Source organism: Pseudoalteromonas sp. T1lg65 (assembly GCF_051930985.1).
Taxonomy (GTDB): domain Bacteria; phylum Pseudomonadota; class Gammaproteobacteria; order Enterobacterales; family Alteromonadaceae; genus Pseudoalteromonas.
Genome location: NZ_CP196837.1, coordinates 2,537,652 through 2,561,806, shown reverse-complemented (window position 1 = coordinate 2,561,806; position 24,155 = coordinate 2,537,652). Strand labels below are relative to the sequence as shown.

The 24,155-nt window shown below is 42.5% G+C and carries 18 protein-coding genes and 1 other RNA gene; 11 read left to right on the top strand and 8 right to left on the bottom strand.

Annotation, left to right across the window (positions count from 1 at the left end; all coding sequences use genetic code 11):
- Positions 1–222: 222 nt before the first annotated feature.
- Complete coding sequence (locus ACSLBF_RS11235; RefSeq protein WP_440053487.1) at positions 223–1,194, bottom strand: transposase; 972 nt, start codon at positions 1,192–1,194, stop codon at positions 223–225.
- A 220-nt stretch (positions 1,195–1,414) separates the two neighbouring features.
- Here ACSLBF_RS11235 and ACSLBF_RS11230 point away from each other — a divergent pair, with 220 nt between their 5' ends.
- From ACSLBF_RS11230 to ACSLBF_RS11220, 3 genes are all read left to right on the top strand, one after another.
- Positions 1,415–1,708 carry a hypothetical protein gene (locus ACSLBF_RS11230; RefSeq protein ID WP_440053486.1) on the top strand — a complete coding sequence of 98 codons (294 nt, stop codon included), beginning with the start codon at positions 1,415–1,417 and terminating at the stop codon, positions 1,706–1,708.
- Between the two features lie 135 nt (positions 1,709–1,843).
- Positions 1,844–2,236, top strand: a complete 393-nt coding sequence (locus tag ACSLBF_RS11225; RefSeq protein ID WP_105168154.1) for a DUF6678 family protein — start codon at positions 1,844–1,846, stop codon at positions 2,234–2,236.
- 162 nt (positions 2,237–2,398) lie between these two features.
- Positions 2,399–2,812 (top strand): VOC family protein, encoded by a 414-nt coding sequence (locus ACSLBF_RS11220; protein ID WP_440053485.1) that lies wholly within the window; start codon positions 2,399–2,401, stop codon positions 2,810–2,812.
- A 323-nt stretch (positions 2,813–3,135) separates the two neighbouring features.
- Here the strand turns inward: ACSLBF_RS11220 and ffs are convergent.
- An RNA gene (gene ffs / locus ACSLBF_RS11215) (signal recognition particle sRNA small type) lies at positions 3,136–3,232 on the bottom strand.
- A 129-nt stretch (positions 3,233–3,361) separates the two neighbouring features.
- Positions 3,362–4,264, bottom strand: a complete 903-nt coding sequence (locus tag ACSLBF_RS11210) for a DUF3014 domain-containing protein (protein ID WP_440053484.1) — start codon at positions 4,262–4,264, stop codon at positions 3,362–3,364.
- Positions 4,265–4,627: 363 nt separating this feature from the next.
- On the opposite strand from ACSLBF_RS11210, the gene ACSLBF_RS11205 reads away from it, so the two are divergent.
- Positions 4,628–5,767, top strand: a complete 1,140-nt coding sequence (locus tag ACSLBF_RS11205; protein WP_440053483.1) for a patatin-like phospholipase family protein — start codon at positions 4,628–4,630, stop codon at positions 5,765–5,767.
- A 25-nt stretch (positions 5,768–5,792) separates the two neighbouring features.
- Here the strand turns inward: ACSLBF_RS11205 and ACSLBF_RS11200 are convergent, their stop codons facing one another.
- Positions 5,793–9,089, bottom strand: coding sequence for an EAL domain-containing protein (locus ACSLBF_RS11200; protein ID WP_440053482.1), 3,297 nt, complete (start codon positions 9,087–9,089; stop codon positions 5,793–5,795).
- Positions 9,090–9,520: 431 nt separating this feature from the next.
- On the opposite strand from ACSLBF_RS11200, the gene ACSLBF_RS11195 reads away from it, so the two are divergent.
- From ACSLBF_RS11195 to ACSLBF_RS11175, 5 genes are all read left to right on the top strand, one after another.
- Positions 9,521–10,348 carry a hypothetical protein gene (locus tag ACSLBF_RS11195; RefSeq protein WP_440053481.1) on the top strand — a complete coding sequence of 276 codons (828 nt, stop codon included), beginning with the start codon at positions 9,521–9,523 and terminating at the stop codon, positions 10,346–10,348.
- An 87-nt stretch (positions 10,349–10,435) separates the two neighbouring features.
- Positions 10,436–11,320: a hypothetical protein gene (locus ACSLBF_RS11190; RefSeq protein WP_440053480.1), complete on the top strand. Its 885-nt coding sequence runs from the start codon at positions 10,436–10,438 to the stop codon at positions 11,318–11,320.
- Positions 11,321–11,392: 72 nt separating this feature from the next.
- Positions 11,393–12,133 carry a substrate-binding periplasmic protein gene (locus tag ACSLBF_RS11185; protein WP_440053479.1) on the top strand — a complete coding sequence of 247 codons (741 nt, stop codon included), beginning with the start codon at positions 11,393–11,395 and terminating at the stop codon, positions 12,131–12,133.
- A 143-nt stretch (positions 12,134–12,276) separates the two neighbouring features.
- On the top strand, positions 12,277–14,379 hold the full coding sequence (locus ACSLBF_RS11180) for a two-component system response regulator (RefSeq protein WP_440053478.1): 2,103 nt from the start codon (positions 12,277–12,279) through the stop codon (positions 14,377–14,379).
- Between the two features lie 12 nt (positions 14,380–14,391).
- On the top strand, positions 14,392–17,778 hold the full coding sequence (locus ACSLBF_RS11175) for an ATP-binding protein (RefSeq protein WP_440053477.1): 3,387 nt from the start codon (positions 14,392–14,394) through the stop codon (positions 17,776–17,778).
- A gap of 71 nt (positions 17,779–17,849) precedes the next feature.
- Here the strand turns inward: ACSLBF_RS11175 and ACSLBF_RS11170 are convergent, their stop codons facing one another.
- Complete coding sequence (locus ACSLBF_RS11170) at positions 17,850–19,043, bottom strand: Bcr/CflA family multidrug efflux MFS transporter (RefSeq protein WP_440053476.1); 1,194 nt, start codon at positions 19,041–19,043, stop codon at positions 17,850–17,852.
- Between the two features lie 174 nt (positions 19,044–19,217).
- Here ACSLBF_RS11170 and ACSLBF_RS11165 point away from each other — a divergent pair, with 174 nt between their 5' ends.
- Entirely contained in the window at positions 19,218–20,015 is a 798-nt protein-coding gene (locus tag ACSLBF_RS11165) for a M48 family metallopeptidase (protein ID WP_440053475.1), read from the top strand.
- Here ACSLBF_RS11165 and ACSLBF_RS11160 read toward each other — a convergent pair.
- Positions 20,012–20,515, bottom strand: a complete 504-nt coding sequence (locus ACSLBF_RS11160) for a M48 metallopeptidase family protein (RefSeq protein ID WP_440053474.1) — start codon at positions 20,513–20,515, stop codon at positions 20,012–20,014. The genes ACSLBF_RS11165 and ACSLBF_RS11160 overlap by 4 nt on opposite strands.
- 12 nt (positions 20,516–20,527) lie before the next feature.
- Positions 20,528–21,376 (bottom strand): DUF72 domain-containing protein, encoded by an 849-nt coding sequence (locus tag ACSLBF_RS11155; RefSeq protein ID WP_440053473.1) that lies wholly within the window; start codon positions 21,374–21,376, stop codon positions 20,528–20,530.
- Between the two features lie 245 nt (positions 21,377–21,621).
- On the opposite strand from ACSLBF_RS11155, the gene aspS reads away from it, so the two are divergent.
- Positions 21,622–23,391 carry an aspartate--tRNA ligase gene (gene aspS, locus ACSLBF_RS11150; protein ID WP_440053472.1) on the top strand — a complete coding sequence of 590 codons (1,770 nt, stop codon included), beginning with the start codon at positions 21,622–21,624 and terminating at the stop codon, positions 23,389–23,391.
- Between the two features lie 81 nt (positions 23,392–23,472).
- Here aspS and ACSLBF_RS11145 read toward each other — a convergent pair whose 3' ends face one another.
- A complete protein-coding gene (locus ACSLBF_RS11145) occupies positions 23,473–24,030 on the bottom strand; it encodes a hypothetical protein (RefSeq protein ID WP_440053471.1) in 558 nt (185 codons plus the stop codon).
- Between the last annotated feature and the right edge of the window lie 125 nt (positions 24,031–24,155).

The window sequence follows — 24,155 nt, the reverse complement described above, 5'->3', positions numbered from 1 at the left end:
AATACATGCAAAGTCGAAATCAATGACACCCACAACTAAATACATGCTGGGTGAATGAGTTTAAAAAGGTTTGAAACACATCAATCTCTGGGGTCAAAAGTGCTCATAAATGAAGGGAGTGTGGCGCTCAAGCCTATCTCATTATTAAAACTGCTTTATCGCGCACGACAACGCACTGTAAATACAACAGTTCGATATGTAGAGCTGAGAATACTTGGTTTATTATGCCAACAAGCGTTCGCAGTTTGCTAGGTTTGTTCGTCGTAGCTTTTGAAGCGTTTGGCAGTAAGCGGTTATTTTTCGCTCTCTGCCAACAGCACCGTGAAATACTCGAGAAAATTGCGTGGTGAGCTTTATCCAATTTTCAGGTTGTACATTTAGCCGAGTGAGAATGGGTTGCGCTTCGTTGATATAACCGCGTTTATCGGCACGAATGCTTTTGCCGGTTAATTCAACTAATTCAATATAGGATTTGAGCTCAAAAGGTAGTCCTTTTGGCATCTGTTTTCGTGGGCTGCCCGCAAAGCGTAGTAGGCTTTTTGGTTGTTTACCCTGTTTAGCGTGGTCGATGCGTTTTTTGATGCTGGTGTAGTCTGAGGCTTCAGGTGTTGTCGCGATTTTGGCCCGAATAGGGTTTAAGTCTACATACACCAAACAAGCAGCCAGCGCAGCCTCGTCTAGTAGGGCTTGGGATTTAAATCGCCCTTCCCAAAATCGGCCAGTACAGTTATCTTCTTTATTTGCGCGGCGGGCGGTGTCTTCGTTGAGCACCCGCATAAACCAGCTAATATCAGCGAGCCTTTCCCTGTACTTGGCGATATGCTCATCAAGTATCAACAACTCCGATTCACTGAGTGGCTCACCTTCAATAAGTTTATGGCTTAACCAATTGCCTTTAAACAACTTATGCCATCGTAACACAATCGCTTTATCCGACAGACGCTTAGCCTTCTTATCGTCAACATGTAAAACAACGTGAGTATGATTGCTCATCACTGCATATGCACAGACATCAATACAAAACACCGACCCCAATATCAGGAGCTTCTCTTCAACCCAATCACGGCGATGTTCGTATGATTTTCCAGTAAATTTATCTTCACCGCACAGAAATGCGCGCCTTACGCAACGAGAGATACAGTGATAGTATTTGGTATCGGTTAAACTGATTTGTCTTTTACGGGCAGTTGCCATAGTTTGATTTCCTCAATCCTTTGAGTGCAGAATTAAAGCTTAGGCGGCATCTTAGGAAGGTGCAAATTAGTGGTGGGTGTCAGCGATTTGCTTTACAGTGCAGAATTAAAGCTTAGGCGGCATCTTAGGAAGGTGCAAATTAGTGGTGGGTGTCAGCGATTTGCTTTATTTGGTGATTACAAAAACAAATTTGAAACGAGTTATTCTACAGGCTCGTTAGGTGCACTTGGAAATGCGGAGTTTAGTTTTAATTGTTGTGCTTTTATCAGGCTGCGCAACAAAACCAAATGGCTGTAGTTTCGATCTGAAAGCTTGGGAAAAACCACTTGTGTTACCAGCTTCGTTAAACACAGATTTTAAAGCAGACATTAAAAATTGGTATAAGGCTGATAATGGTGATTTTTTCTACTGCAAAAGTTATATCGCAGAAGGCATTTGTGGTGCTGAGTTTGAAATTCATTTCAAACAGCAAAACGGTACATATAAGTCCGACGAAATAATGTGTATGCAATAGTGCACCTAACAAGCCACTGTAGTCGTGTGCTGCACCCACTGGGACAAATACTCGCAGGCTCCCAGTCGCTGCGCTCCTTAATTTTAGCCTGCGGTATTTGCCCCTAAGTGGGGCGTTATAACTACTTTAGAAACTATGAGTAAAATTCAGATTCAGGAAGAAAAGTTAGCTAAATCTTATCTGCGATTAGATTCGATAATTGCTCGCAAGTTTTCCGTCTCTTATATGAGTAATACAAAGTGGATTAAATTACTCAAAGCTGTTGCGTCATTTGAAGAACGGAGTTATCGAGTAACTTATAAACTAGTTAATGATGACCAAGTAAAGATCTCTCATACAGAGCAATTTGAAGAGCACGTTGATGATTATTGGTTTATTGAACCATCAATTTACAAAGAAATTGAGTGGTTAGAGTTTACGTTTGACGACAACTACAACGTGCCAAGCTTAATTGAGCATCTTTCTGTTATTGCTAAGTTTCCAATTACACAAACTCCTACAGGATATAAAGTTTTGGGGTATACGTAGTTATAACAAACTGTTGAAGTGGGACGTCTAAAGCTTGGCTCGTTTCGCTTTGCTCACAAGTATAGCCAAGCTTTATTAGCCCGTTATGCGATGCGTTATGTGCTTTCTCGAAAATTTGAAAACTAGTGTAGTATTGGTGTTTTCAAAGAAGTGGAAGTCAGCATGTCTAAATCAGTTCAGCAGCAGATCGGCAATATCGCACTAGTCGTTGAAAACTACGATGATGCTATAGAGTTTTATACTCAAAAACTGCAATTTACACTTGTCGAAGACACTGACTTAGGTGGTGGAAAACGCTGGGTTCAGGTTTCTCCTCCGAACTCAAATGGAACAAATCTGCTTTTAGCTCAGGCAAGCACTGAAGAGCAGAGTCTTGCTGTCGGTAACCAAACTGGTGGTCGCGTGTTCTTGTTTCTACAGACTAACGACTTCTGGAGAGACTACGAGTTAATGAAAGCAAATGGTGTTGTATTTAATGAAGACCCGCGAGTAGAAGAGTACGGTACAGTAGTGGTGTTCCAAGATCTATATGGAAATAAGTGGGACTTACTGCAACTAAACAGCGCAACCAAATAGTACACACATAACAAGGCGTTTAAGGCGGATTCACAACGCTTGGCGGTTTTAGTTTAAGTCAGCTTAAGTGTTTAGTGTGAAGAGAGTCTTCGGGGTCAAGTCTTGCCTTTTGACCAAATAGTGCTGAAGAGTTTTAGCAGATTAGTATAAGAAGTGCTATTGATCTAATTAACAGAGATCTTGTTTTAAATTGGATTTATAAGGGAATTAGTATGTTTTAGTATACTTTTGAGTGCTATTAATAAGACTTACACTTCAAACAAAAAAATGGAGTTTGTAGTGACTTACACTTCAAACAACAAAAAAGAAGAGTTGGGTGGCAGTCTTACCAGCCACATCCCGGCACACGAGTCATAAGCTGTGGCTGCTCCCTTCCGGGCCTGACCAGATTCACCTACTATCGTTGCGAGAGGACCAATAAGACTACCATTGAGGGCCTTGTTTGGCGCGGGGTGAATTATCTCGACTTTTGGCAGTGGATGCAAGGGAAAAGTCGAAATGCCCGTTTAACTGGGTGATGTTTAAACAAATTAAACGGGCAGGGAACAATTAGTTGCTTAAAGTTTGCTTTATTTCTTGTAAACGCTTTTTCACGAGCTTCATGTTTTCAGGACCCATTCTTAAAAACTGCTTTTGTGCTGGGGAAAGTTGCTCCCATTCAGAATAGGCGTATTTATAGGTCACTGAATCTTTGACCAGTGGTAGTGCGGTATCTGGAATTGGAGTCGCAAGCAGTTCGTCGATGGCATCCGTCAGCGTGTTGTTAAATGCGTTGCCGTCGTAGCCGATTTCTTCATAGGCTTCTTCAAACAAAGGCTGGTACTTTTCATACAAGCGGACCAGCTGAGCGGTACTCATGGTGTTTAACATGCTGACATATGGCGTATAGCGCTCGTAGCTATTCGGATCAGCAACGACTATGTCGTTATCAATTGCGGTAAAGTCATCTTGAGGTTTAACCAGCGGCGCGTGTTTATCTGCGACTTTGCCTTGTGCAAGATTGTCCACATAAACTACGGTGCGTCTGATCATATCATCGCCAACCAAGAGGTTCATGGCTTGCTCTGATAAATACTCAGAAATACTGGATTTGATTGCCATGTCGCTTTCGTTTAGTTTTGGCAGTTCTAGCATTGCAGCAGTATCAACATCGTTAGTTACTGGCTCTGGTTGTTCACTGGGACGCGTTTCTGGTTGGGTTACCGCGTCGGTGATTTGTCCTGAAACGGGTGTGTCGGTTGCATCAGAAATTGCAGTATTTAGGGGAGTCGACGTTTTTGTCGTTTGTTGCTGCACAGTGTCTTGTTTCATTTTCTCGTTTTCAGGCGCGGAACTGTCGCTTTGCGCTAGAATAAAGACAGTAACGATAGCGAGGGCCACAAGTACAATAGCCGCAAAAAACAGCTGGGTATTGGACGGTTTTTTTCTCTCTTCATGAGTATGTTCAGACATGGGTACTCCCTAAGGTCTTGTCAAATTGTTACTTAACGGGTTCTTACGAACAAGTGTGAACCAAAAACATCGTTAGCGTGTATAGTTGTAGCTGAATTTATGCTTAAAATAAATCTAAAGATGTAATATTGCTGAGACTATTCTTTAATTAAAACATATAGTAATCTCAATTATATTAGATCCGAGACAAGTTGCACTTTGAGGCGACAAATTAACAATCGGGTGTATCCTCGGAGCAGCTCTATAAGCCTCAATATTGCGAGGTTTGATAGTCATTTAACGATTTAGTTTCCTAACAATATGATGATAACGATCAGTAGTTGCTAATCAGCTTATTTTTTATTCAGATGTAGGATCCAAGCATTGACGCAAAACGCACCAAAGCAAAAAAATATCGCATTATTATTGACCGGTGGTGGCGCACGAGCGGCTTATCAAGTTGGTGTGCTTAAGGCGCTGGCTCAGAGCATGCCTCGCACTTCACCATTGCCGTTTAAAATTATTACGGGTACCTCAGCGGGAGCCATCAATTGTGCAGGTATTGCTTGTTATGCGTCATGTTTGCATTTAGCTGTCAGAAAAATCGAGTATGTTTGGAAAAATTTCAACACTGAAATGGTGTATAAAAGTTCGTTTTCGGGGGTGTTTGGTCATATTTTTAAAAATATGCTGCGGAGCTTTCAGGCTGACTATATTAATCAGCCGCCAGCAAGTCTATTAAATAACGCACCACTAAGAAAACTACTCACCGATGTGTTAGATTTGAGTCGTATCGACACCAATTTACATCGTCACTATTTAGAAGCGGTTGCTATCACGGTATCGAGCTATTCTACGGGTAAATCTGTGGCGTTTTATCAGGCCAATAATGCTATTCCTTGGCAGCGTTCAAAGCGTATGGGCATTCCTGATCCTATTTCTTTGGATCTGCTGATGGCAAGTTCCGCAATCCCCATGTTGTTCCCCAGTGTGCGTGTACGTCATCACTATTACGGCGATGGGTCAATACACCAGTTGTCTCCGCTAAGTCCGGCCATTCATTTGGGGGCTGATAAAATTTTTATTATCGGTGTTGAGCAGCCTAAATTGTCAGTTCCCATTGGTTACGAACCACACTTTCCGGGTATGTCAGTGGTGGCGGGTCACTTGCTAGACAGTGTATTTAGCGACACGTTGCAGTCTGATATTGAAAGACTGGAACGAGTGAATCGTACTGTGAGCTTATTACCTGCCAGAGAAAAACATAAAGAATTGAAACGAGTAGATCACTTGATAGTTAACCCCAACTTGAACTTCAATGAAATTGCTGATCATTATTATGAAGACTTACCTTTGGCAATGAAGGTGTTGCTCAGAACCATGGGGGTAAAAAAGCATTCTCCTTCAAGTTTAACCAGTTATTTGTTGTTTGAGCGCACATACACTCAAAAGCTCATTGAACTTGGTTTTGAAGATGGTATGGAGCGGCTGGATGAGATCCGCACGTTTTTAGAATTAGATTAAGTGTTACATCTTGACGGGGTGCAGGTTAAGAGTTGACGATTTGGGGAGCTTGAGACTGCAATAGCGCAATCAACTCCTCATTGCTTAGAGGTTTACTGAAAACGTAGCCTTGAAGTTGATCGCATCCAAGCTCAACAAGCAACTCCCACTGTGCGTGTGTTTCTACGCCTTCGGCAATAGACACCATATTAAGGTGTTTTGCCAAATCAACAATGGCTTGAACAATCGCCACATCGGCAGTTTCTCCAGAAGCCAAATCATCAATAAAAGACTTGTCTATCTTAAGCTTATCGAGACTAAATAACTTAAGGTAATTCATCGATGAATAACCAGTCCCAAAGTCATCAACCGATATTTTAAACCCGGCGACTCGCAATGCTTTCATGGTAGTTAGTGCGTGATTCGGATCTTTCAATGCCACGCTTTCTGTGAGCTCTAGCTCAATGCATTGAGATGCTAATTGATACTGCTTCGTCACACTAAGTAATTTTTCGATGAGGTGTTCATCACTAAAACGACTGGCTGATAAATTGATGGCGATATTGATCTCTGGTAACACTAATGCTTGCCATTCTGCTGCCTGTTTTACGGCATTCTCAAATACCCATTCATCAATATCTTTAATGATGCCGCAGCTTTCGGCAATGGGAATAAATTCAGCAGGTGATACATGCCCTAGTTCTTTTGAATGCCATCTAACCAACACCTCAACACCAATAACGTCTTTTGTGGTGATGGAAATTTGTGGCTGAAATACCAATGATAATTCGTTTTCTATAATTGCAAAGTTCAGCGCATTGATTATCTGTAAATGTCTCGAGACATATTCCAACATGGCTGAATTGAAGAACATATAGTTGTTGCGACCATTATCTTTTACTTTGTAGGTGGCTGTTTCCGCGCACAATATCAGTTTTGCCAACTCATTTGCATCGGTAGGGTACAAGGCTACGCCCATCGAAGCGGTGATCACCACTTTTTGAGTTTGTAGAAACATCGGAGTTTTTATGTCGGCTAAAAGTTGGGATGCTTTTTCATGAGGCGCTGTCATATCACAATTACTCATGAAATAGATATAGGTGTCTCCAGAAAAACGGCAAGTGAAGTCACTCTCTACCATTTGCTTTTCCAGTCGTATGGCGACCTCTTTGAGAATTAAGTTACCAAAGTCGTGCCCGAGTGCGTCATTTATCACTTTGAAGTTATCTAGGTTGATCAGCATTAACGCGCCACTGTGTAGCTTGTTGGATGATTGCAACTGAGAAAATATTTTGTGCATCATCGCTTGGTTGGGAAGCCCGGTAATTTGGTCAAAGAACGACAACCGATGAATTCTGGCCTCGTCTTCAACTTGTTGGGTCACGTCACTTTTGAACGAAATATACTTTATTACTTTGCCATCACTGTCTTTGATGGGAAAAATTGTCGTACGGTCAATAAATACCTTGCCCGACTTAGTCCGATTAATTAAATCACCGACCCAAGATTGACCTTCCTTAAGGCTTTTCCACATCTCCTTGTAAACTGCTTTTGAAGTATGTCCTGAGCTAATAATATTGGGACTTTGTCCTATTAACTCTTCTCTTCTGTAGCCACAGGTAGTTAAGTACGCGTTATTAATATACTCAATTTTCACATCCGTATTAGTGATTAAAATCGGATTGGGATTCTGATCTACGGCAAGTGACAAAGTATTGAGTAAATCTTCTTGGCGTATTTTAGACAACCAACTCCACAGGGATTCTCCCCAAATGAGCGCTGATTCTTTGGCGTAAACCTCAAAGTCGGCGTTTTTGTTACATAACAATAAGGCAAGCTTTACTTCTCCTTTGTCTTTGATTGGCGTAAGAATAAGGTTGGCCCCGTTATCGGTCAGTGATTGCTGGGTTGTCCCTTCGGTTAACTTTTCCAGAATAAAGTTTTGCCAGCGTTTTTCATCTATACCAGATGGTTGTTCACCGGAAACGGATAGCAGCTTGAGATGGTGCTTTGAAACGTCATATATCATCACGCATGTACAGGGAATAAGGTATCGGCAATATCTCGCGCTGTGTGACAAAAATGCTTTTTCATCTCCCAATGAGGCGATTTGCGATAGGTGAAGCAAGCCTTCATTCAACAACGCTTCATGTGCCAAAGCACGCTTTTGAAATACCGACTCACTAGTATTGCGAACCGCGACAGTAAAAAGGGGAGCCGTGCTAGTGTTAGAAGGTTGTTTGGCTATGGCTAGCTCAAAATGCTGCAAGCCTTGATTGGTTTTGAGTGACACATGCACTCTTTTACAAAAACCATCAATATCGGCCAATGCTAACGCTCTAGTGAGTGTTTTAGCATCATCTCGAGGGAGCAATTGTGTAATATTATTACCAACGATGATTTTATTTGTGAAAAATGAGGTAGCAACTCCAGGAAACAAGGTTATCAGGTTTCCCTGTCTATCTAGCTCAAACACCGCATCAGGCATCGAGTCGAGTGTCGCTTTAAGGTGAAGCTGAGAGGCCTTCAAGAGTTGATATGGAAAAGTGATAGACTCAGCCAAAATGACGCGATACAGAATTAAATAAGCCAATACTTTATAGACATGGCCAACAATATTGTACGTATCGGAAGGCTCTTGACGTAGCGTGAATAAAAACTCACTCATGGTACAAACTAACGCAACGGCAATTAACCCAACAACACTTATTTGTTGCTTGGGCTGCTTAAGCGACAACATAAGTAACGCAGCGGCGCAGATAAATAAAAAAATAACGAGATAATCAACAATGGCTGTAAAACCAGTAAGCCCGAAGCCATAAATAAAAGTGCTGGGTAACCCATGGCTTTGAAATAACACCATCCAAATAACCACACAAGTAAACCCCAGAGTTAAAAACAGTATGGCACCGGGTTTTAGCCTGGAAATGGCAGGCTCAAATGCGATAACCAATAGTGCGATAGCGCTCAGTATTCTTGCTGCTAACCAAAAGTTAATGGCTTTTTCTGGTGATGGAGAGAACAGCAGTTCTGGCATTCCGGGGTAAGACACAAGGTGCAAAGCGTCAAATAAAGCAACACTTAACATGCAACAACAAAGCAGTACCATGCTGTTATTTTGGAGATGTGCTCTGGCACTCCAACCAACAGAAAAAATAAGTAGCGAAACTGATATGGACAACATCTCAAGCAATGTATGAACCGCCACAAAGTGGGTCACAGGTGGTAAACCTATATTTTCCTGAACTGCAATAACAGCGACGAGTAATAGCAATGCTATGACGACAAACTGCAAAAAGGTTTTCATATTGGTTAGATGTGAGGTAACAATGTTTTTATCCATAAAAGGTGCTAAAGACCTTAAAAACAATAGCTATGATACTTCCAAGTTAGTTCACTTTTTAAGATTAATACAATTGTCTTAGCATAAAACACAAAGATAAAACCAGCGTAATAAATGCGTGTTATTAAAACGAAAATTACTTTTGTTAAATAATTGAAAGTGTGGGGGCTTTGCGCTAATTTGAGAACACACTTTGGTGTGATCTGACAATGGTGCCGTTATGGTGTGTTAGGGATTACACAAGGTAAATAACCAGAACACGGGATAAGCGGTAGTTACCGCTCAGCGCTTTATCTGCGTCGAAATTTCCTTGAACAACACAAAACGAGTGTTGTTGCTTGGTTTATTCTTGTAAGGGTCTGATTTAATGATGCTTATCGTATCCATTACCCTAAGTTCAGGTTAAATAATAACAATCCAAGGAGACGAAAATGGCCAAGCCAGGTACCATTATTAGTAATGCAGAAACCCGCTCTGCAAACCCCATCACCAGTAATAGCTCTGAAATTCCTGCGACTAAACAATTTGCGGTAAATGCGACGGGAAACTTGTTTATTGCTTCTACGTTGAATAGCTCTGCTGCTGGCAGCGATGTACCGGCTGAAGCACAACAAGCTTTTGGTGAAGTCAGTGTGTTTTTTGCTGCTTTGACTAAAGCGATGGCTGAGGAAGGCAAAAGTTTATATGACTATGATGCGTTAAATGACATTGTGTCTAAGTCCGGCCTGTTTGTTAAAGTTACCCAAAGTGATTACGAGTTTCACAGCAAACAAAGGGGAGTCACGTTAAGTACTCAGCTTGTGCAAACGCTGCTAGGGCTCAGCGGCAATCTTGCATCGGTTGCTAAATCGCTAACTGATATGATTTCTGGTATGGGCAAAGCTGCTATCACGATTTCAGGCAGCACAACCAGCCAAAGTAACAAAGTCGGTACGTTGATCTTTGTATGTGAATATCTGTTAGGCGCGATTTCGATTACACCAATTGTGATGTCGCTTGATGCCACTGAGGCAAAAAAAGAATGGGAAGCTGGTCCTTGTATAAAAGGCGGCGGCTCTGACATGATGCTTAATATTCAAAAAACGGTCTATTTATTCGTGCCGCCTTCTTTTGTAAAAAGTGCAGCTACTTTAAATGAAGCGATGTCTGACCCAGAGTTCAATAACTTGGTCGATTCGCTTAAAGAGTTTATTAATATTCCAACCGAAACGGTAGCCACCGACCCAGCTCCTGCAGCTAAGCCTAAAAAAGATAGCTAATTAGTGCTTGCAGGTAAGCCATATCGTTAACTTTGAAGTTACAGGGCGCAAAGCTTGCGCCTACTTCTTGTCCATTTAGGAGCTTTTATGTTTAAAGGGCTATGGCAGCGTTGGTTTGGTAACTCTTCAGAGCAAAAAGTTAATATCAATAGTGCCGAAACAATGGCTGAATACCAGCCAATAACCAAGCATTATGTATTCAACGAAACTGGCAATATTATGCTTTGTGCAACCGCCGATAGTATTGATAGCTTCGACGATAATATAAAAAGCGCGTTTATGGACGTCAGCATTTTTTTTGCTGCAATGACAAAAGCGCTGAGCAGTACAGAGAACCCAGTTACCAAAAAGCCTTTTTCGATTTTTAATTACCAAGCAGTAAAAAACATGCTCGCCAGTTCAGGTGTCTTTGTCGAGACTAATGTTGAAGAAGGTTATTTTGCGTCTGAAGGTGTGGGCGGTGCTCTGGGTGCAGAATTAATAAAGACGGTACTTAATCGTAACTTTGATGATAACCAACTGTCATTTGCAAAAGGCATGCTCAATGGCATGGGATATCAAGGTGTGGACGAACAAACTTGGGCGTCATTAGAGCCGTCGCATCAAGACTTATGTCGCAGTGGGAATATTTTTTTTATCGGTGAGCTGTTGTTAGGGCTGCCGCAAACTTCCGCTGTATTAATCAACATTGAGCCGCACAGTGTTGACGAAGATTCAGGGCAGATGGACTCTGACCATCAGAGCTTATTTAAGCTTGGCTTAAAAAATGAGAAAAAACACCAATCAATGGGAAAAACCAGAAATTGGAAGTATAAAAAGCGTACTTACTTGTTTATCCCACCGCGCTTTTTTGAAAATAACATTGCTCGCCTCGGCAATGTCGAATCACCTGAATTTGCTGACTATGTGAAAACGTTAGAGCAAAGCCTGACCCCGCTTTGCAAGCAAGTTAAGCAAAATGGAACACCATAAGTGTATTGGTGACAACTGAGCTTTTAGCGAGTAGATTAGGAATAATTCGCTGTTGAAGTTGGTATGTCGGACATGAAAAATAAAATGCGGGTTCTGTTGTTGTGTTTTTTCTCCGCCCTGACGCAGGCGACAACGATAGAATTTATTGCCGAAGAATTACCGCCGTATCATTTTCTTGACCAGCAGGGCACCCCCTCTGGTGGCTTAGTGGATATTGCAAAAGCGGCTGCTCATGATGCTGGAATGACGGCTAAATTCACTTTTATGCCAATGGCGCGTGTGTTGCACGCGCTGCAAACAGACCCTGAAGTTGTGGTGCTCTCATGGCTAAAAACACCAAATAGGACCGCAAGATATAATTTTTTAGGCACTGTCTGCCACGCTTCTGCTTCTTTATTAGGATTGAAAACCAGTGACATTCATATTAAGAATCTCGATGCTGCAAAAAAGTACCGAACTAGCACCATTCGTGGCTATTACAGCGAGCAATTTTTAAGAAATGAAGGATTTAGTGAAGAATACGAATTAGTTTTGGTCTCGCAATACGAGACCTTGTGGCAACTGTTATATAAAGGCAGAACGGATTTGGTGTTGACTAACACAATGTCCATACAAAAAGAACTTAACGCCTTAGGTTTAGATCCTGCGCTTATAGAAGAAAAGTTAATTTTGTCCGAGTTCCCACAAGAAGTTGCCATGGTCGTTAATCAAGGTTTTTCTAAATCAACCGCTGATGCGCTGAGCCGAGGACTTGAAAATATCAAACGCTCGGGCTTACATCGCGAAATACTAAACAAGTGGCAATTGAAGTAGGCCTGACGTTCGCTGTATCTATTCCATTACTGCTTGGCAAATCGATAAGTTAAAAAGACATAAAAATCGGTCGGCTTTTTGTACAAGGATTGTTTGAGCGGCTACGCTTAATAATAAATAAAGGCAAGTAAAGAGCCTGACAAATGGAGTTTACTTTCGAGTCTCGAATACTGATTGTCGACGATGAGTTGAGCAGTATTTTGGTTTTAGAAAAAGCGGTAGAGGGGTTGGGGGAAGTTCGCTACTCCACCAATCCCAAAGAAGTTCCCCAACTAGTTCAAGAATATTTACCTCATCTAATTATTTTAGATATAGATATGGGGGACAAAAGCGGTCTCGATCTTTGCAAAGAGCTGATGCTTATGCATTTGCCCCATAGTCTGACCGTGATGTTTGTGACCTCTCATCAGGAGCCGGATTTAGAATATTTTTCGTTAAAGCTTGGCGCCGTGGATTACATCACCAAGCCAGTAAATATCAAAAATACCCGAATGCGGGTTTCACAACAGCTCAATATTATTAATTACCAAACCCAATTAGAGAATATCTCTCGTGTTTTGCATCGTGAAAAGGAGATGTTACAAACCACACTTAAATCGATAGGTGACGGCGTGGTTGCTACCGATACAGAAGGTCGGGTCACTTTTCTTAATCCAATTGCTGAGCGTATGACTGGCTGGACCGAAAAGGAAGCGAAAGGTCGAACAATTGAAGAAGTAATGGAATTACGTGATGCAACATCGCAAGCCACTCAGATCAATCCGATTAGATTAGCATTGCAAGAAGAGCGCATTGTGGGCATGGCGCTCAATTGTCAATTGCATGGCCGAGAGGGGCAAATTTACCGGGTTGAAGACTCTGCAGCGCCTATTCGCGATGAAAATGGCAATATCAACGGCGCAATTATCGTATTTCACGATATCAGTGAATCGGTCGCGATGGCGGTCAAGATGACCTACTTAGCAAATAATGATCAGCTTACCGGCTTACCAAATCGGATTTTACTACATGACCGTATTTCCCATGCGCTTAAAGCCGCTGAAGGCGGTAAAACATTAACCGCAATATTAATGATCGATATCGATCACTTTAAATATATCAACGATTCGTTGGGGCATGCGTCTGGTGATGCGCTGATTAAAAAGGTGGCAAAACGCATTGAGTCCTTGATCTCACCAAGCTCTACATTGGCGCGAATTGGCGGAGATGAATTTGTGCTGATGCTTGAAAAGTGTAGTTCGGTTGCCTATGTCGCGGGTATCGCCAGTAATCTTATCGCCAGTTTTAAAGAGCCGTTTTTGATTGACGAAACAGAATACAAAATTACAGTGAGCATTGGTGTTAGTATTTCTCCGTTGGACGCTACCGTAGAAGAAACCATGATGCGTCATGCCGATGTTGCTATGTATCGCGCCAAAAACTTAGGACGAAACAACGTTTGCTTTTTTTCTGAAGAGCTAGAAAACGCGTTACTGAAGCGGCACAACTTGGAGCAACTGTTAAGAGACAGTCTGGATAAAGGCAATATTGACGTTTTTTTCCAACCTCAAGTTGAATTAACTAACAAAAAAATATGTGGGTTTGAAGCATTAGCTAGGCTGAAAAATGAAGAGGGCGACTTTGTGTCACCAGCCGAGTTTATCCCCTTGGCCGAAGAGCTTGGTTTGATCAATCGACTTGGTAGCATCGTGCTCAAAAAGAGCTGTGCCTTTGCAAAGCGGATCAGTGAGTCTCAGCTGAACTACAAGGTAAGTGTGAATGTTTCAGCAATGCAAATCAACAGTAATACCTTTGTGGAAGAAGTAGCTGATTGCTTGGAACAGTTTGATCTACAGAGTCGCTATTTAGAGTTAGAGGTCACCGAAAGCGCGTTGGTCAATGACTTTTCCTCAACCCAACACAAATTAAAAGCATTATCAACAATGGGATTGAGTATCGCCATAGATGATTTTGGCACAGGTTACTCCAGCCTATCTTACCTAAAAGCATTTCCTATCCACGTGTTGAAAATTGATCAGTCTTTTGTCAAAGACATGTTGAATGATGAGCAAAGCCTAGGGATTGTCAGAACCATTATATTGCTGGCTAAGTCTCTGAAACTGAATCTAGTTGCCGAAGGAGTTGAGCAGCTCCAGCAAGCAGACATGTTAAAAGAGCTCAGCTGCAATATTGTACAAGGGTATTATTTTTCTCGCCCTGTGGTTGAACAAGAAGCGATAGCATTATTATCTGATTGGCCACGTTAGACGAGAACCACAATGCGTTTTAAAAACAATATGTTGAAAATAATATCCATTTCTGTTTTTTCATTGGCATTACTCGGCTTGTTTGTTTGGTTACTCTGGTCTGTTGACCAGCGTTTGCAAGAAGACGTTACCGAGCAGCTGCTAAGCGAAATGGCCACAGAAGCCAATACGATCGAAGATGAGTTTCTAGAGTATTATGCCGAGCATATCCAAGTATTAAATGTCGTTTATGACACGCCTCCAATTCAGGGCATTGGCCGTGCTTTAAGCAATCAAGGAATAGATCCCGTTGAGCAGCAAGCTCAGCAACTGTGGGAACAACGACTGGCCAGAATTTTCCAGTCTTTTATTTTTAACATGGATAGCATTGTTCAATTACGAATGATCACAGCTGATGGCCAAGAGCTAGTTAGGGTCGATAGAAAAAATGGCAAAGTGTTTAGCGTTCCTAAGGCGAAATTACAAAACAAAAGTGACCGGGCTTATGTATCTGAAACACTTAAGCTCAGTGAGTTTAGTGCGTACATCAGCAAAGTTGAGCTAAACATTGAGAATGGCAAAATCGAACAACCCATAAACCCGGTCCTTCGGGTTGCGATTCCTGTCTATAGCGCTGAGAATGAGTTGTTTGCCATTTTAGTGGTTAATGCCTCTGCTAAGCCCTTGTTTTCGACGTTAGAGCAACGGACATTTAAACATTACTTGCTCGATGCAGAAGGTTTTTATGTATATGGTGCGAGCAGCAAGTATCAATTTACCCAAGAGCTAGGCTCGCCAATGACTATCGCCAGTGAATACCAGCAACAACCTATGCAGATAAATAATGGCATTTGGCTATTAGGTAAACAGGCTCAACCGAACCAGCTCGCGCTAATTAAACAATTTAACCCCAGTAGAGCCTATACTGGGATTATGCAGTTACTCAGTAAAGTTGATATCAACAGCTATTATGCAGAGTTAAGTGAGCGTCGCCGCGCTACTTATATGCTGGGTGGCCTGATCACCATCGTGATGTTAGCAGTGATCATTGCAGTGTTGGTTTTCTATCGCACTAAACAAAGAGATGCAGAAGATAGGTTGGTGTTTGAGTCGATTATAAAAAGCTCCAAAGAGCCCATTGTGAGTTTTGATTTGAGCCTGGAAGTGAAAACCTTTAATCAAGCATCTATTGCATTTTTCCCAAGTCTTCTCGATGCCAATAACCGGGCTTATCAATGTCAGTCTTTACCTATGGTAAAGCTAAAGCAAGCCTTGGGAGAGCTGCTGACCAAAGGTAAACTTGAGCGGTTTAACTGGCAAGAAGAAACTCAGGTAAATAACGAGCGAGTTGTGATGCGGTTGGATGTTGATCCTATTATTGACAGTAATGGAGATCCTATTGGTATTACCTTATTTGGCAGTGACATTACAGAACAAAATGCGGCTGAGGAACTCATTAAAAGAGCCAATACGGAGCTTGAACAAAAAGTTGCTGAACGAACTCGAGCATTACAGGCAGAAAAACAAAAAGCTGAGCAAGCATCTCAACTTAAAAGCGACTTTATTTCAACCGTTAGTCACGAAATGCGCACACCACTAAATGGCATATTGGGCACACTCAATCTACTTCATCGTGAGCCGCAAACTGATAAAGCTTTGAACTACATTGAAATGGCTGAGACTAGTTCGACGACGCTAGCAGCTTTGATTAATGATTTGTTAGACCTATCTAAAATAGAAGCTGGGAAATTAGAAATAGACTCAGAGCCGTTCCATCCAATCTCCTTAATTGAACACGTCTTGTATTCCATCTCATTTAAGGCGTTTGACAAGCAACTTGAGGTGTCTACGGATCTATCTGCTGTTGACTTTACTAGGTTGCAAGGTGATGCGGGACGAATAAAACAAATTATTTTTAATTTGGTGAACAATGCCATTAAATTTACCAACAATGGTGGCGTTTATGTTTCGGCAAGAACGCGAGTCGTTGCTGAGCAGGTGTTGTTTGAAGTTTCAGTAACCGACACTGGTATTGGGATTGATAAAGCGAATCAGCACAAATTATTTGACTCGTTCACCCAGGAAAACGTCGCGATTAGCTCTGAATTTGGTGGCACAGGTTTGGGCTTGGCGATATGTAAAAAGCTCTGCGAACTGATGGGAGGACAGATCTCCTTTGAGTCAGAAAAAGGTAAAGGCAGCACGTTTAATTTTTCTTTACCTTTTTCGCTTGAACTGGCGGAAGTTATTAGTAATAAACGGCTACTCGAACAGACTAAGATCTCTGTATCCCTAGAAAACCAATTCACCGCTTTACATTTATACAATACCCTCGTTGAGTATGGGGCAGAAGTGACCGATGAGAATGCAGATTGGATTATCTGTGACGCCAGTGAAGATACGTATTTGCAGTTACAAAATAGCGATAACTACAGTAAAACGATAGTCCTTCACAGTGATTTTAACGGAGAAACGGTTAAAGCCGGATGTAAGGCTTGTCTAGCCAAGCCATTGCGATTAGCGGCAATGCTGTCAGTGTTCAATCCACAGGCACGTGATGTGTTGAAGATGAACAAAGTACGACAAATAAGCGACGCTTTACCGCTAGAACAATTTGACTTGTCAGGTGTGCGTTGTTTAATCGTCGATGACAACAAGATTAATCAAGAAGTTGCACGAGGATTACTAGAGTCGGTCGGAGGTGACGCGATTTGCTGCAGCTCAGGGCATGAAGCATTAGAAACCTTATCTAAACTGGAGTTAGAGGGAATTAACATTTCCGTGGTATTAATGGACTGTAATATGCCTGGGATGGATGGTTATGATACGACTCGCCTAATTCGCAGTGGTAATGGCACAGAGCGTTTCAAGTCGGTGCCTATTTTTGCTATGACTGCGAGCGCGATGTCTGGAGAGCGCGAAAAATGCCTTGCAGCCGGCATGGACGACTACTTAACCAAACCACTTGAACCTATGACCATGTTGACAATGATAGCAAATGTTGCAGGCAAACGACCCTCGTTAGTGAACCCAACGCCTCATAATCCGCAGCCAACCAGTTCTAATGAACAGGATGTTGATGCCATGCCAATCGTAAATATGGATGAGGTTATGCACCGTTTACAAGGAGATGCTGAGCTTTACAACAAGCTGTGTGCGCTATTTTTTGAGCAGTCGCAGGCTAAGCTTGATGCGTTGCGACAGCACATAGCGCAGGTAGAACACGAGCAAATTCGCCAATCGAGTCATGCGTTAAGGGGCCAAACCGGTGATATTGGCGCCTGTCAATTACATGCCTTGTTCGCAGAGCTTGAAATACAGGCCAAAGACCAAAATCAGCGCATGTACGCACCGTTGATGGATGCAATACATGCAGCTTATCAGCGCTTTAGCGATAATTGTCAGGCAAAATCTGCGTAACGGGTGGTCTCCATAGGCACTCGATGTATTTGAGGTAGTATCTCTATAACTAGCTAGAGATACTGACACCTTTAGCCAAGACTACATCGTTTTTCCATTCGTTGGTTCAACCACTGGCATAGTAGCGTCAGTAAAATTGCACTAAGCATAAAACTGGCAAATGGTAGGGGGGACTCTGGTGCAACAACGGCTAACAAGGGACCGACCAGAGCGCCACTACCAAAACGCAGAGTACCAATGACCGCAGTCGCGGTGCCAGTTTGGTGTTCAAAGCTCAATAAGATCAGTGCATCTGCGTTGCTAGCAATGATACCAATGCTCATCATCAACGGCGCAACGGCAATGGCTAATATCCATACCGAAACTGGCTGGGTACTCAAAGCCACAAGCAGGAATGCGCACAGCACACCGATAAACAACCCAGCTTTAAGCATTCGTCTTGAGCCTAACCTTGGTACGAGTCGTGTATTGGCGAAATTACCTAACATTAACGCGATGACATTCATCGCAAACAGCACGCCAAATAACTGCTCTGATACTCCAAAGTAATCTAAGTAAATGAAAGACACTGACGTTAAAAAGCAGAAAAAAGCAAAGGAAACCAACATCGAAGACAAAATATCGTAACGTGCTTTTTTCTCGGTTAGTACGACCTGATAATTTCGCAAGAAAAAACGTAGATTCACAGGTGCTTGGTTTTTGGTGGGAATTGCAATGCTAAACCCTTGTAACACCGCCATTACTAATAGAGCGTAAACCGCTAAAAACCAAAATAGAGCATGCCAGTCAAAGTACAGTAACATAATTGCACCAAGAGTCGGCGCGAGCAACGGCGCGATCATCATGATCATCGACACGTATGACATGCCTTTTGCGGTGTTTTCTTGATAGTGATAGCGGATCACACCGGGCACTACAACGGTAGCTGCCGCACCACAAAATGCCTGAAGGACTCGTAATATACAAAAAACATCAATGTCGTTAGTGAGTGCTAGGCCGATGGAGCAAAGCGTAAAGCCTGCTAAACCTAATAGCGCTAATGTTTGTCTAGAAAACTTATCGGCAAGTGGGCCGAAAACCATCATGCCTATTGCGTAACCCGCTAAATATCCGCTCAGAGAAACCTGAACTTGCTCAAGAGGTGCATTGAAGCTCTGTGCTATGACAAGCATTGCGGGCAAATACAAGTCGATGGCCAACGGGGTGATGGCGACAATTGCAGCAAGTAAGGGTAACAAAACAACGGGAATAGCGGATGACTTCATATGCGATTCAAAAAATTTTTTTATATTGTACCAACTTAGTCGGCTGGTTTTGTAGTTTTGCGGTAAACTTTCCACTTTAAGTTGTTTATGTTTTCAATATGATTGTGGTTTATGGCGGCAACCTACTCAAACAGTTACTTAACCTCAGTCAGGTAGAATCATGGGAGAAATAGAATGAAAAAAATTATGCTTGCCATTGCTGTGGCAGCGTCATTAGTTGGTTGTAAAACATCACCGACTGGACGAACCCAAATTGCGCTATATTCCGCAAAGCAAATGGACCAAATGGGTGCAGCAAGCTTTGAGCAGCTTAAGAGTGAACAAAAAATAAATGGCGATAAACGTACCAACAGCTATGTAAAATGTATTGCTGATGCACTTATCGCGCAGTTACCAACTAAATACGCTTCTCAGCAGTGGGAAGTAGTGGTATTTGAAGATGACAGTGCTAACGCCTTTGCTCTGCCAGGTGGCAAAATTGGTGTTCACACAGGCATTATGAAAGTGGCAGAAAACCAGCATCAACTAGCCGCTGTAATGGGTCATGAAGTTGGTCATGTGATAGCTGAGCACGCAAACGAGCGAGTTTCTCAAAATAATTTATTGCAAATAGGTTTGCAGGCCGGTCAATCCATTCTTGAATCAAACGACATTGCGCACAAAAATGCCATTATGCAAGGGTTAGGTCTAGGGGCTCAGTTTGGTATCGCTTTGCCATTTAGTCGTACCCATGAGAGTGAGGCGGACATCATTGGACTTGATTTAATGGCTAAGGCTGGGTTTGACCCTACAGGCTCAGTTGCACTTTGGCAGAATATGTCAAAACTGAGTGAACAACGACAGCCAGAGTTTATGTCAACGCACCCTGCGCCTGGGAATAGAATTAAACAGCTGCAAGCGAGCATGACCAGCGCTGAACAATTGGCTGCTAAAGCCCGTAGCCAAGGACTTATGCCAAACTGTCAGCGCTAAGCGTAGATATTACCTTCCAATTCACACATTACCATAAACAGCCGAAGCTCAAGCTCTAGCTGGTGGTAATGTGGCTCCATGTGCGTACAGAGCTGATAAAACGCTTTGTTGTGATCCTTCTCTTTAAAATGAGCTAATTCATGCACCACCAAAACATGCAGCATGGCCTCTGGTGCCGTTTTAAGTTCATCTGATATATGAATTTGATGGCTTGTTTTAAGCTTTTTACCATGTTTAGTGGTTTTAAATGTGTGGGTTCCTAGTGCATTCAGCACTAAGTTTTTGCGTTTTTCGTACTTGGCCAGCGTCACCTTGGCGGCGTTTTTTAAATAACGTTGCCGGAGTGTTTCGACGTATTGATAGAGCTGCTTTTCATTACGTATCAAGTGTGGTTTAGGGTATTTCTTAAAAAAATACTCTGCTAGTTTTTTAGCTTTAATAAGTTGCTCAACCTGTTGTTGCACCTGAGCTGAATATTGGGAAAAATATGGGTGTGACATCGAGTTTTGACCTTAAAATAAATCGACTTGTTTGGCTTCTTTTTCAGCAGGAAAAGGCATCATCACTTGGTGATCTAAGCCGAGATCAGCGACGAACTGTCGAGCCAAAAATGGCGCATCGAAATTATCCGCGGTATGAAAAAATACATAGGGAGATTTACCCTCATTCAGCCATTGCTGGATTTTATTTAACCAAGGTGCGTAATACTCTCGATTGTTTTCAAGGTTTGCGCAGCCAACAAAACGCAGTACTGGGTTTGTGCCAGTTGCTATTGCATGTACGGGTAATCGTGGCTTTTTTTGCTGCGCATCCGCAATCGCTTCCGTGCTGGCCGGTTCACTAAATAGCCCTCGGGTATCCATAACAATGCGATTGTAGTTATGCTGGATCAAATATTGATTAAAGGCTCGTTCATGCTCGCCTTTGGCATAGAAATCACGGTGGCGTACCTCAACTCCTACGCTCAATTCATTAGGTAGCCAGGATAAGAACTGTTTCATCAATGGCATATGTTCAGGCGCGAACCTAGCGGGTAACTGCAACATGAGTACACCAATTTTGCTAATCAAAGGCTCCATGTTTTTGCACCATTGTAGTAATTCGTTTTGGCAATTTGATAACGCCATTTCATGACTAAAGCGCTTGGGCAGCTTGAACGTAAATTTAAAGTCACTGGGCACCATAGTTGACCACTTCTCAACGGTATGCGGAGGTGGATCAGCATAGAAAGTCGTGTTCCCTTCAACGCTGTTGAAAATTTGGGCATATTCACTCAGCATGTTCGCTGATCGGCAATGCTGTGAGAATATTCGACCTTTCCAATGTGCGCTACTCCATTGCGGACATCCTAAAAACAACATAATTACGTTCTTCTGTAAATCACTTGTCGAGAGTTTATCAGATATCTGATTGGGCAAGAAATGGGACCTGTAAAAGGTAATCTGCAATGTTTATCATTAGGAGGATATAACCAACAATATCGTGTTTGGTCGAGATTGAGGATGACATTAGACTGTATTTTTATATAATTGGCGGATATTGAAAATGAGGCGCCACGATAAGCAAATTCGTCTTCGTGGTAGCAAAATGTACTGACAGGAATTTTATGCGCTCTATATACTGCGGAAAACTAAATAAGAGCCATGTAGATCAGGAAGTTGAACTATGTGGTTGGATCAATAAACGCCGTGATCTCGGTGGCCTTATCTTTGTGGATTTACGAGACAGAGAAGGGCTAGTGCAAGTGGTTTTCGATCCCGAAGTCGCAGGGTTGATGGATAAAGCCAACGCGCTGCGCCAAGAATTTTGTGTTCAGATCAAAGGTGTTGTCCGCGCGCGCCCTGACAGTCAAATAAATAAAGACATGCCGACCGGTGAAGTTGAGATCCTAGGCACAGACCTGACTATCATCAACCGTTCAGAGCCATTACCGCTAGATTTCAACCAGCAAAACTCTGAAGAGCGTCGTTTAAAGTACCGTTATCTTGACCTACGTCGTTTAGAAATGAGCGACCGTATTAAAATGCGCGCAAAAGCGAGCAGCTTTGTTCGCCGTTTCCTAGATAACAATGAGTTTTTAGACATTGAAACGCCTGTGCTAACCAAAGCAACACCAGAAGGCGCACGTGACTACTTGGTACCAAGCCGAGTTCACAAAGGTAGCTTTTACGCATTACCGCAGTCACCACAGCTGTTTAAACAGCTACTGATGATGTCTGGTTTTGACCGTTATTATCAAATCGTAAAATGTTTCCGCGATGAAGACTTACGTGCTGACCGTCAGCCTGAATTTACTCAAATCGATATCGAAACGTCGTTTATGACGTCTGCACAGGTTCGTGAAGTTACCGAGCAATTGATCCGTGAAATGTGGCAGTCGCTACTTGACGTAGACTTAGGCACTTTCCCCGTCATGGCGTATAGCGAGGCGATGAGCCGTTTTGGTTCAGATAAGCCTGATTTACGTAACCCACTGGAGCTTGTTGACGTTGCTGATTTAGTGAAAGACGTTGAATTTAAAGTGTTAAGTGGCCCTGCAAACGATGAAAAAGGTCGTGTTGCAGTATTGTGTGTACCAGGCGGTGCTCAGCTGTCTCGTAAACAAATCGACGAATACACCAAATTTGTAGGTATCTACGGCGCTAAAGGTCTTGCTTGGATGAAAGTGAACGACCGTGACGCAGGCGTTGAGGGTGTACAGTCTCCAATCGCTAAATTCTTAAATGAAGACGTGATCAATGCGTTGCTTGAGCGCACAGGAGCAAACACCGGTGATATCATTCTGTTTGGTGCAGACAAACGCAACGTTGTTAACGAAGCGATGGGCGCATTGCGTCTGAAAGTCGGTCTAGATCTTGAGCTAACCGACTTGAATAAGTGGGCGCCATTGTGGGTTGTTGACTTCCCAATGTTTGAAGAAGACGACGAAGGTAACTTGCACGCAGTTCACCATCCATTTACAGCACCAAAAGGCGTTAGCGCAGCGGAGCTTGAAGCAAACCCAGCAGGCACCTTGTCAGATGCATACGACATGGTACTGAACGGTTATGAAGTAGGTGGGGGTTCCGTTCGTATCCACAATAACGAAATGCAGCAAGCGGCGTTCAGAATTCTTGGTATTGAAGAAGATGAGCAGCAAGAAAAGTTTGGCTTCTTACTAGATGCATTAAAGTATGGTACACCGCCGCATGCGGGTCTTGCATTTGGTCTTGACCGCCTCGTGATGTTGTTATGTGGTACAGACAATATCCGTGACGTTATCGCATTCCCGAAAACCACTCAAGCATCTTGCTTGATGACGGATGCACCAAGCCCAGCAAATCCAGATGCATTAAAAGAGTTAGCAATTTCAATAGAAAAGCAGCTAGCTGAGTAATAGTTACTCTGTTTTTAAGGTAAAAAAAAGCGACTAATTCCAGTCGCTTTTTTGTTTTTTAGGTCTGAAAGCGGTAAGTTTTTAGCAGAAGTGCCTTCCACACCTAGCTGGCTCTCTGTACCGGACATCAAATGTTCGTGCTAGTTCATAGGTATAGCCATCATTATCCGTAACTCTTCCTTTTACGTAGAATGTGTCACCATCATTCCCATCGATTTGAAGGCTATACCCTGAATTTGGCTGCTTTACACCATCAACCCAAAATTCATACTTTACGATCTCTCCGTCTCTATCAGTGCCGTTTAATGAGATTAAAGTGGTAGCTTCATATCCATCAAGTCTTATAAAGGAAAAGGTTGCAGACGGAGTGTAATCACAAACTTTTGTTGATACAGTTCGTGTGGATTGAAATGGCAGCGACGTGTAACAACGATTTCCTTTATAATCACTCGCCCACACCCAGTATGTTGAACTATTGTGGAACTCCTCACGAACTAATACACCATTTGCCGCACGGCATTCAGCGGTACCATGATAGTAGACTTCTGTGACATTTTGAGAGCGACAGTTTACTGGATCGTCGCCAGCGTTCGCAGCAAATGAAAGAATTGGTAGTAAACCTAGAAGTAGTTTTTTCATAGCATTTCCTTATTCATTAAAATATTAGAGCCTTTTAACATAAAAGGCGATGCTATGATAACAGTATGTTTTTTATTGGTAAATGATTTGTATTAAAAAGCATCACCACGAGGGTGATGCTTTCT

What these genes read in the sequence shown, in the direction of transcription:
- aspS (WP_440053472.1), top strand. Translation starts at nt 21,622, where the DNA reads ATGCGCTCTATATACTGCGGAAAACTAAATAAGAGCCATGTAGATCAG.
- ACSLBF_RS11190 (WP_440053480.1), top strand. Translation starts at nt 10,436, where the DNA reads ATGTTTAAAGGGCTATGGCAGCGTTGGTTTGGTAACTCTTCAGAGCAA.
- ACSLBF_RS11170 (WP_440053476.1), bottom strand. Translation starts at nt 19,043, where the DNA reads ATGAAGTCATCCGCTATTCCCGTTGTTTTGTTACCCTTACTTGCTGCA.
- ACSLBF_RS11195 (WP_440053481.1), top strand. Translation starts at nt 9,521, where the DNA reads ATGGCCAAGCCAGGTACCATTATTAGTAATGCAGAAACCCGCTCTGCA.
- ACSLBF_RS11145 (WP_440053471.1), bottom strand. Translation starts at nt 24,030, where the DNA reads ATGAAAAAACTACTTCTAGGTTTACTACCAATTCTTTCATTTGCTGCG.
- ACSLBF_RS11185 (WP_440053479.1), top strand. Translation starts at nt 11,393, where the DNA reads ATGAAAAATAAAATGCGGGTTCTGTTGTTGTGTTTTTTCTCCGCCCTG.
- ACSLBF_RS11160 (WP_440053474.1), bottom strand. Translation starts at nt 20,515, where the DNA reads ATGTCACACCCATATTTTTCCCAATATTCAGCTCAGGTGCAACAACAG.
- ACSLBF_RS11165 (WP_440053475.1), top strand. Translation starts at nt 19,218, where the DNA reads ATGAAAAAAATTATGCTTGCCATTGCTGTGGCAGCGTCATTAGTTGGT.
- ACSLBF_RS11175 (WP_440053477.1), top strand. Translation starts at nt 14,392, where the DNA reads ATGCGTTTTAAAAACAATATGTTGAAAATAATATCCATTTCTGTTTTT.
- ACSLBF_RS11220 (WP_440053485.1), top strand. Translation starts at nt 2,399, where the DNA reads ATGTCTAAATCAGTTCAGCAGCAGATCGGCAATATCGCACTAGTCGTT.
- ACSLBF_RS11225 (WP_105168154.1), top strand. Translation starts at nt 1,844, where the DNA reads ATGAGTAAAATTCAGATTCAGGAAGAAAAGTTAGCTAAATCTTATCTG.
- ACSLBF_RS11210 (WP_440053484.1), bottom strand. Translation starts at nt 4,264, where the DNA reads ATGTCTGAACATACTCATGAAGAGAGAAAAAAACCGTCCAATACCCAG.
- ACSLBF_RS11155 (WP_440053473.1), bottom strand. Translation starts at nt 21,376, where the DNA reads ATGTTGTTTTTAGGATGTCCGCAATGGAGTAGCGCACATTGGAAAGGT.
- ACSLBF_RS11200 (WP_440053482.1), bottom strand. Translation starts at nt 9,089, where the DNA reads ATGGATAAAAACATTGTTACCTCACATCTAACCAATATGAAAACCTTT.
- ACSLBF_RS11180 (WP_440053478.1), top strand. Translation starts at nt 12,277, where the DNA reads ATGGAGTTTACTTTCGAGTCTCGAATACTGATTGTCGACGATGAGTTG.
- ACSLBF_RS11235 (WP_440053487.1), bottom strand. Translation starts at nt 1,194, where the DNA reads ATGGCAACTGCCCGTAAAAGACAAATCAGTTTAACCGATACCAAATAC.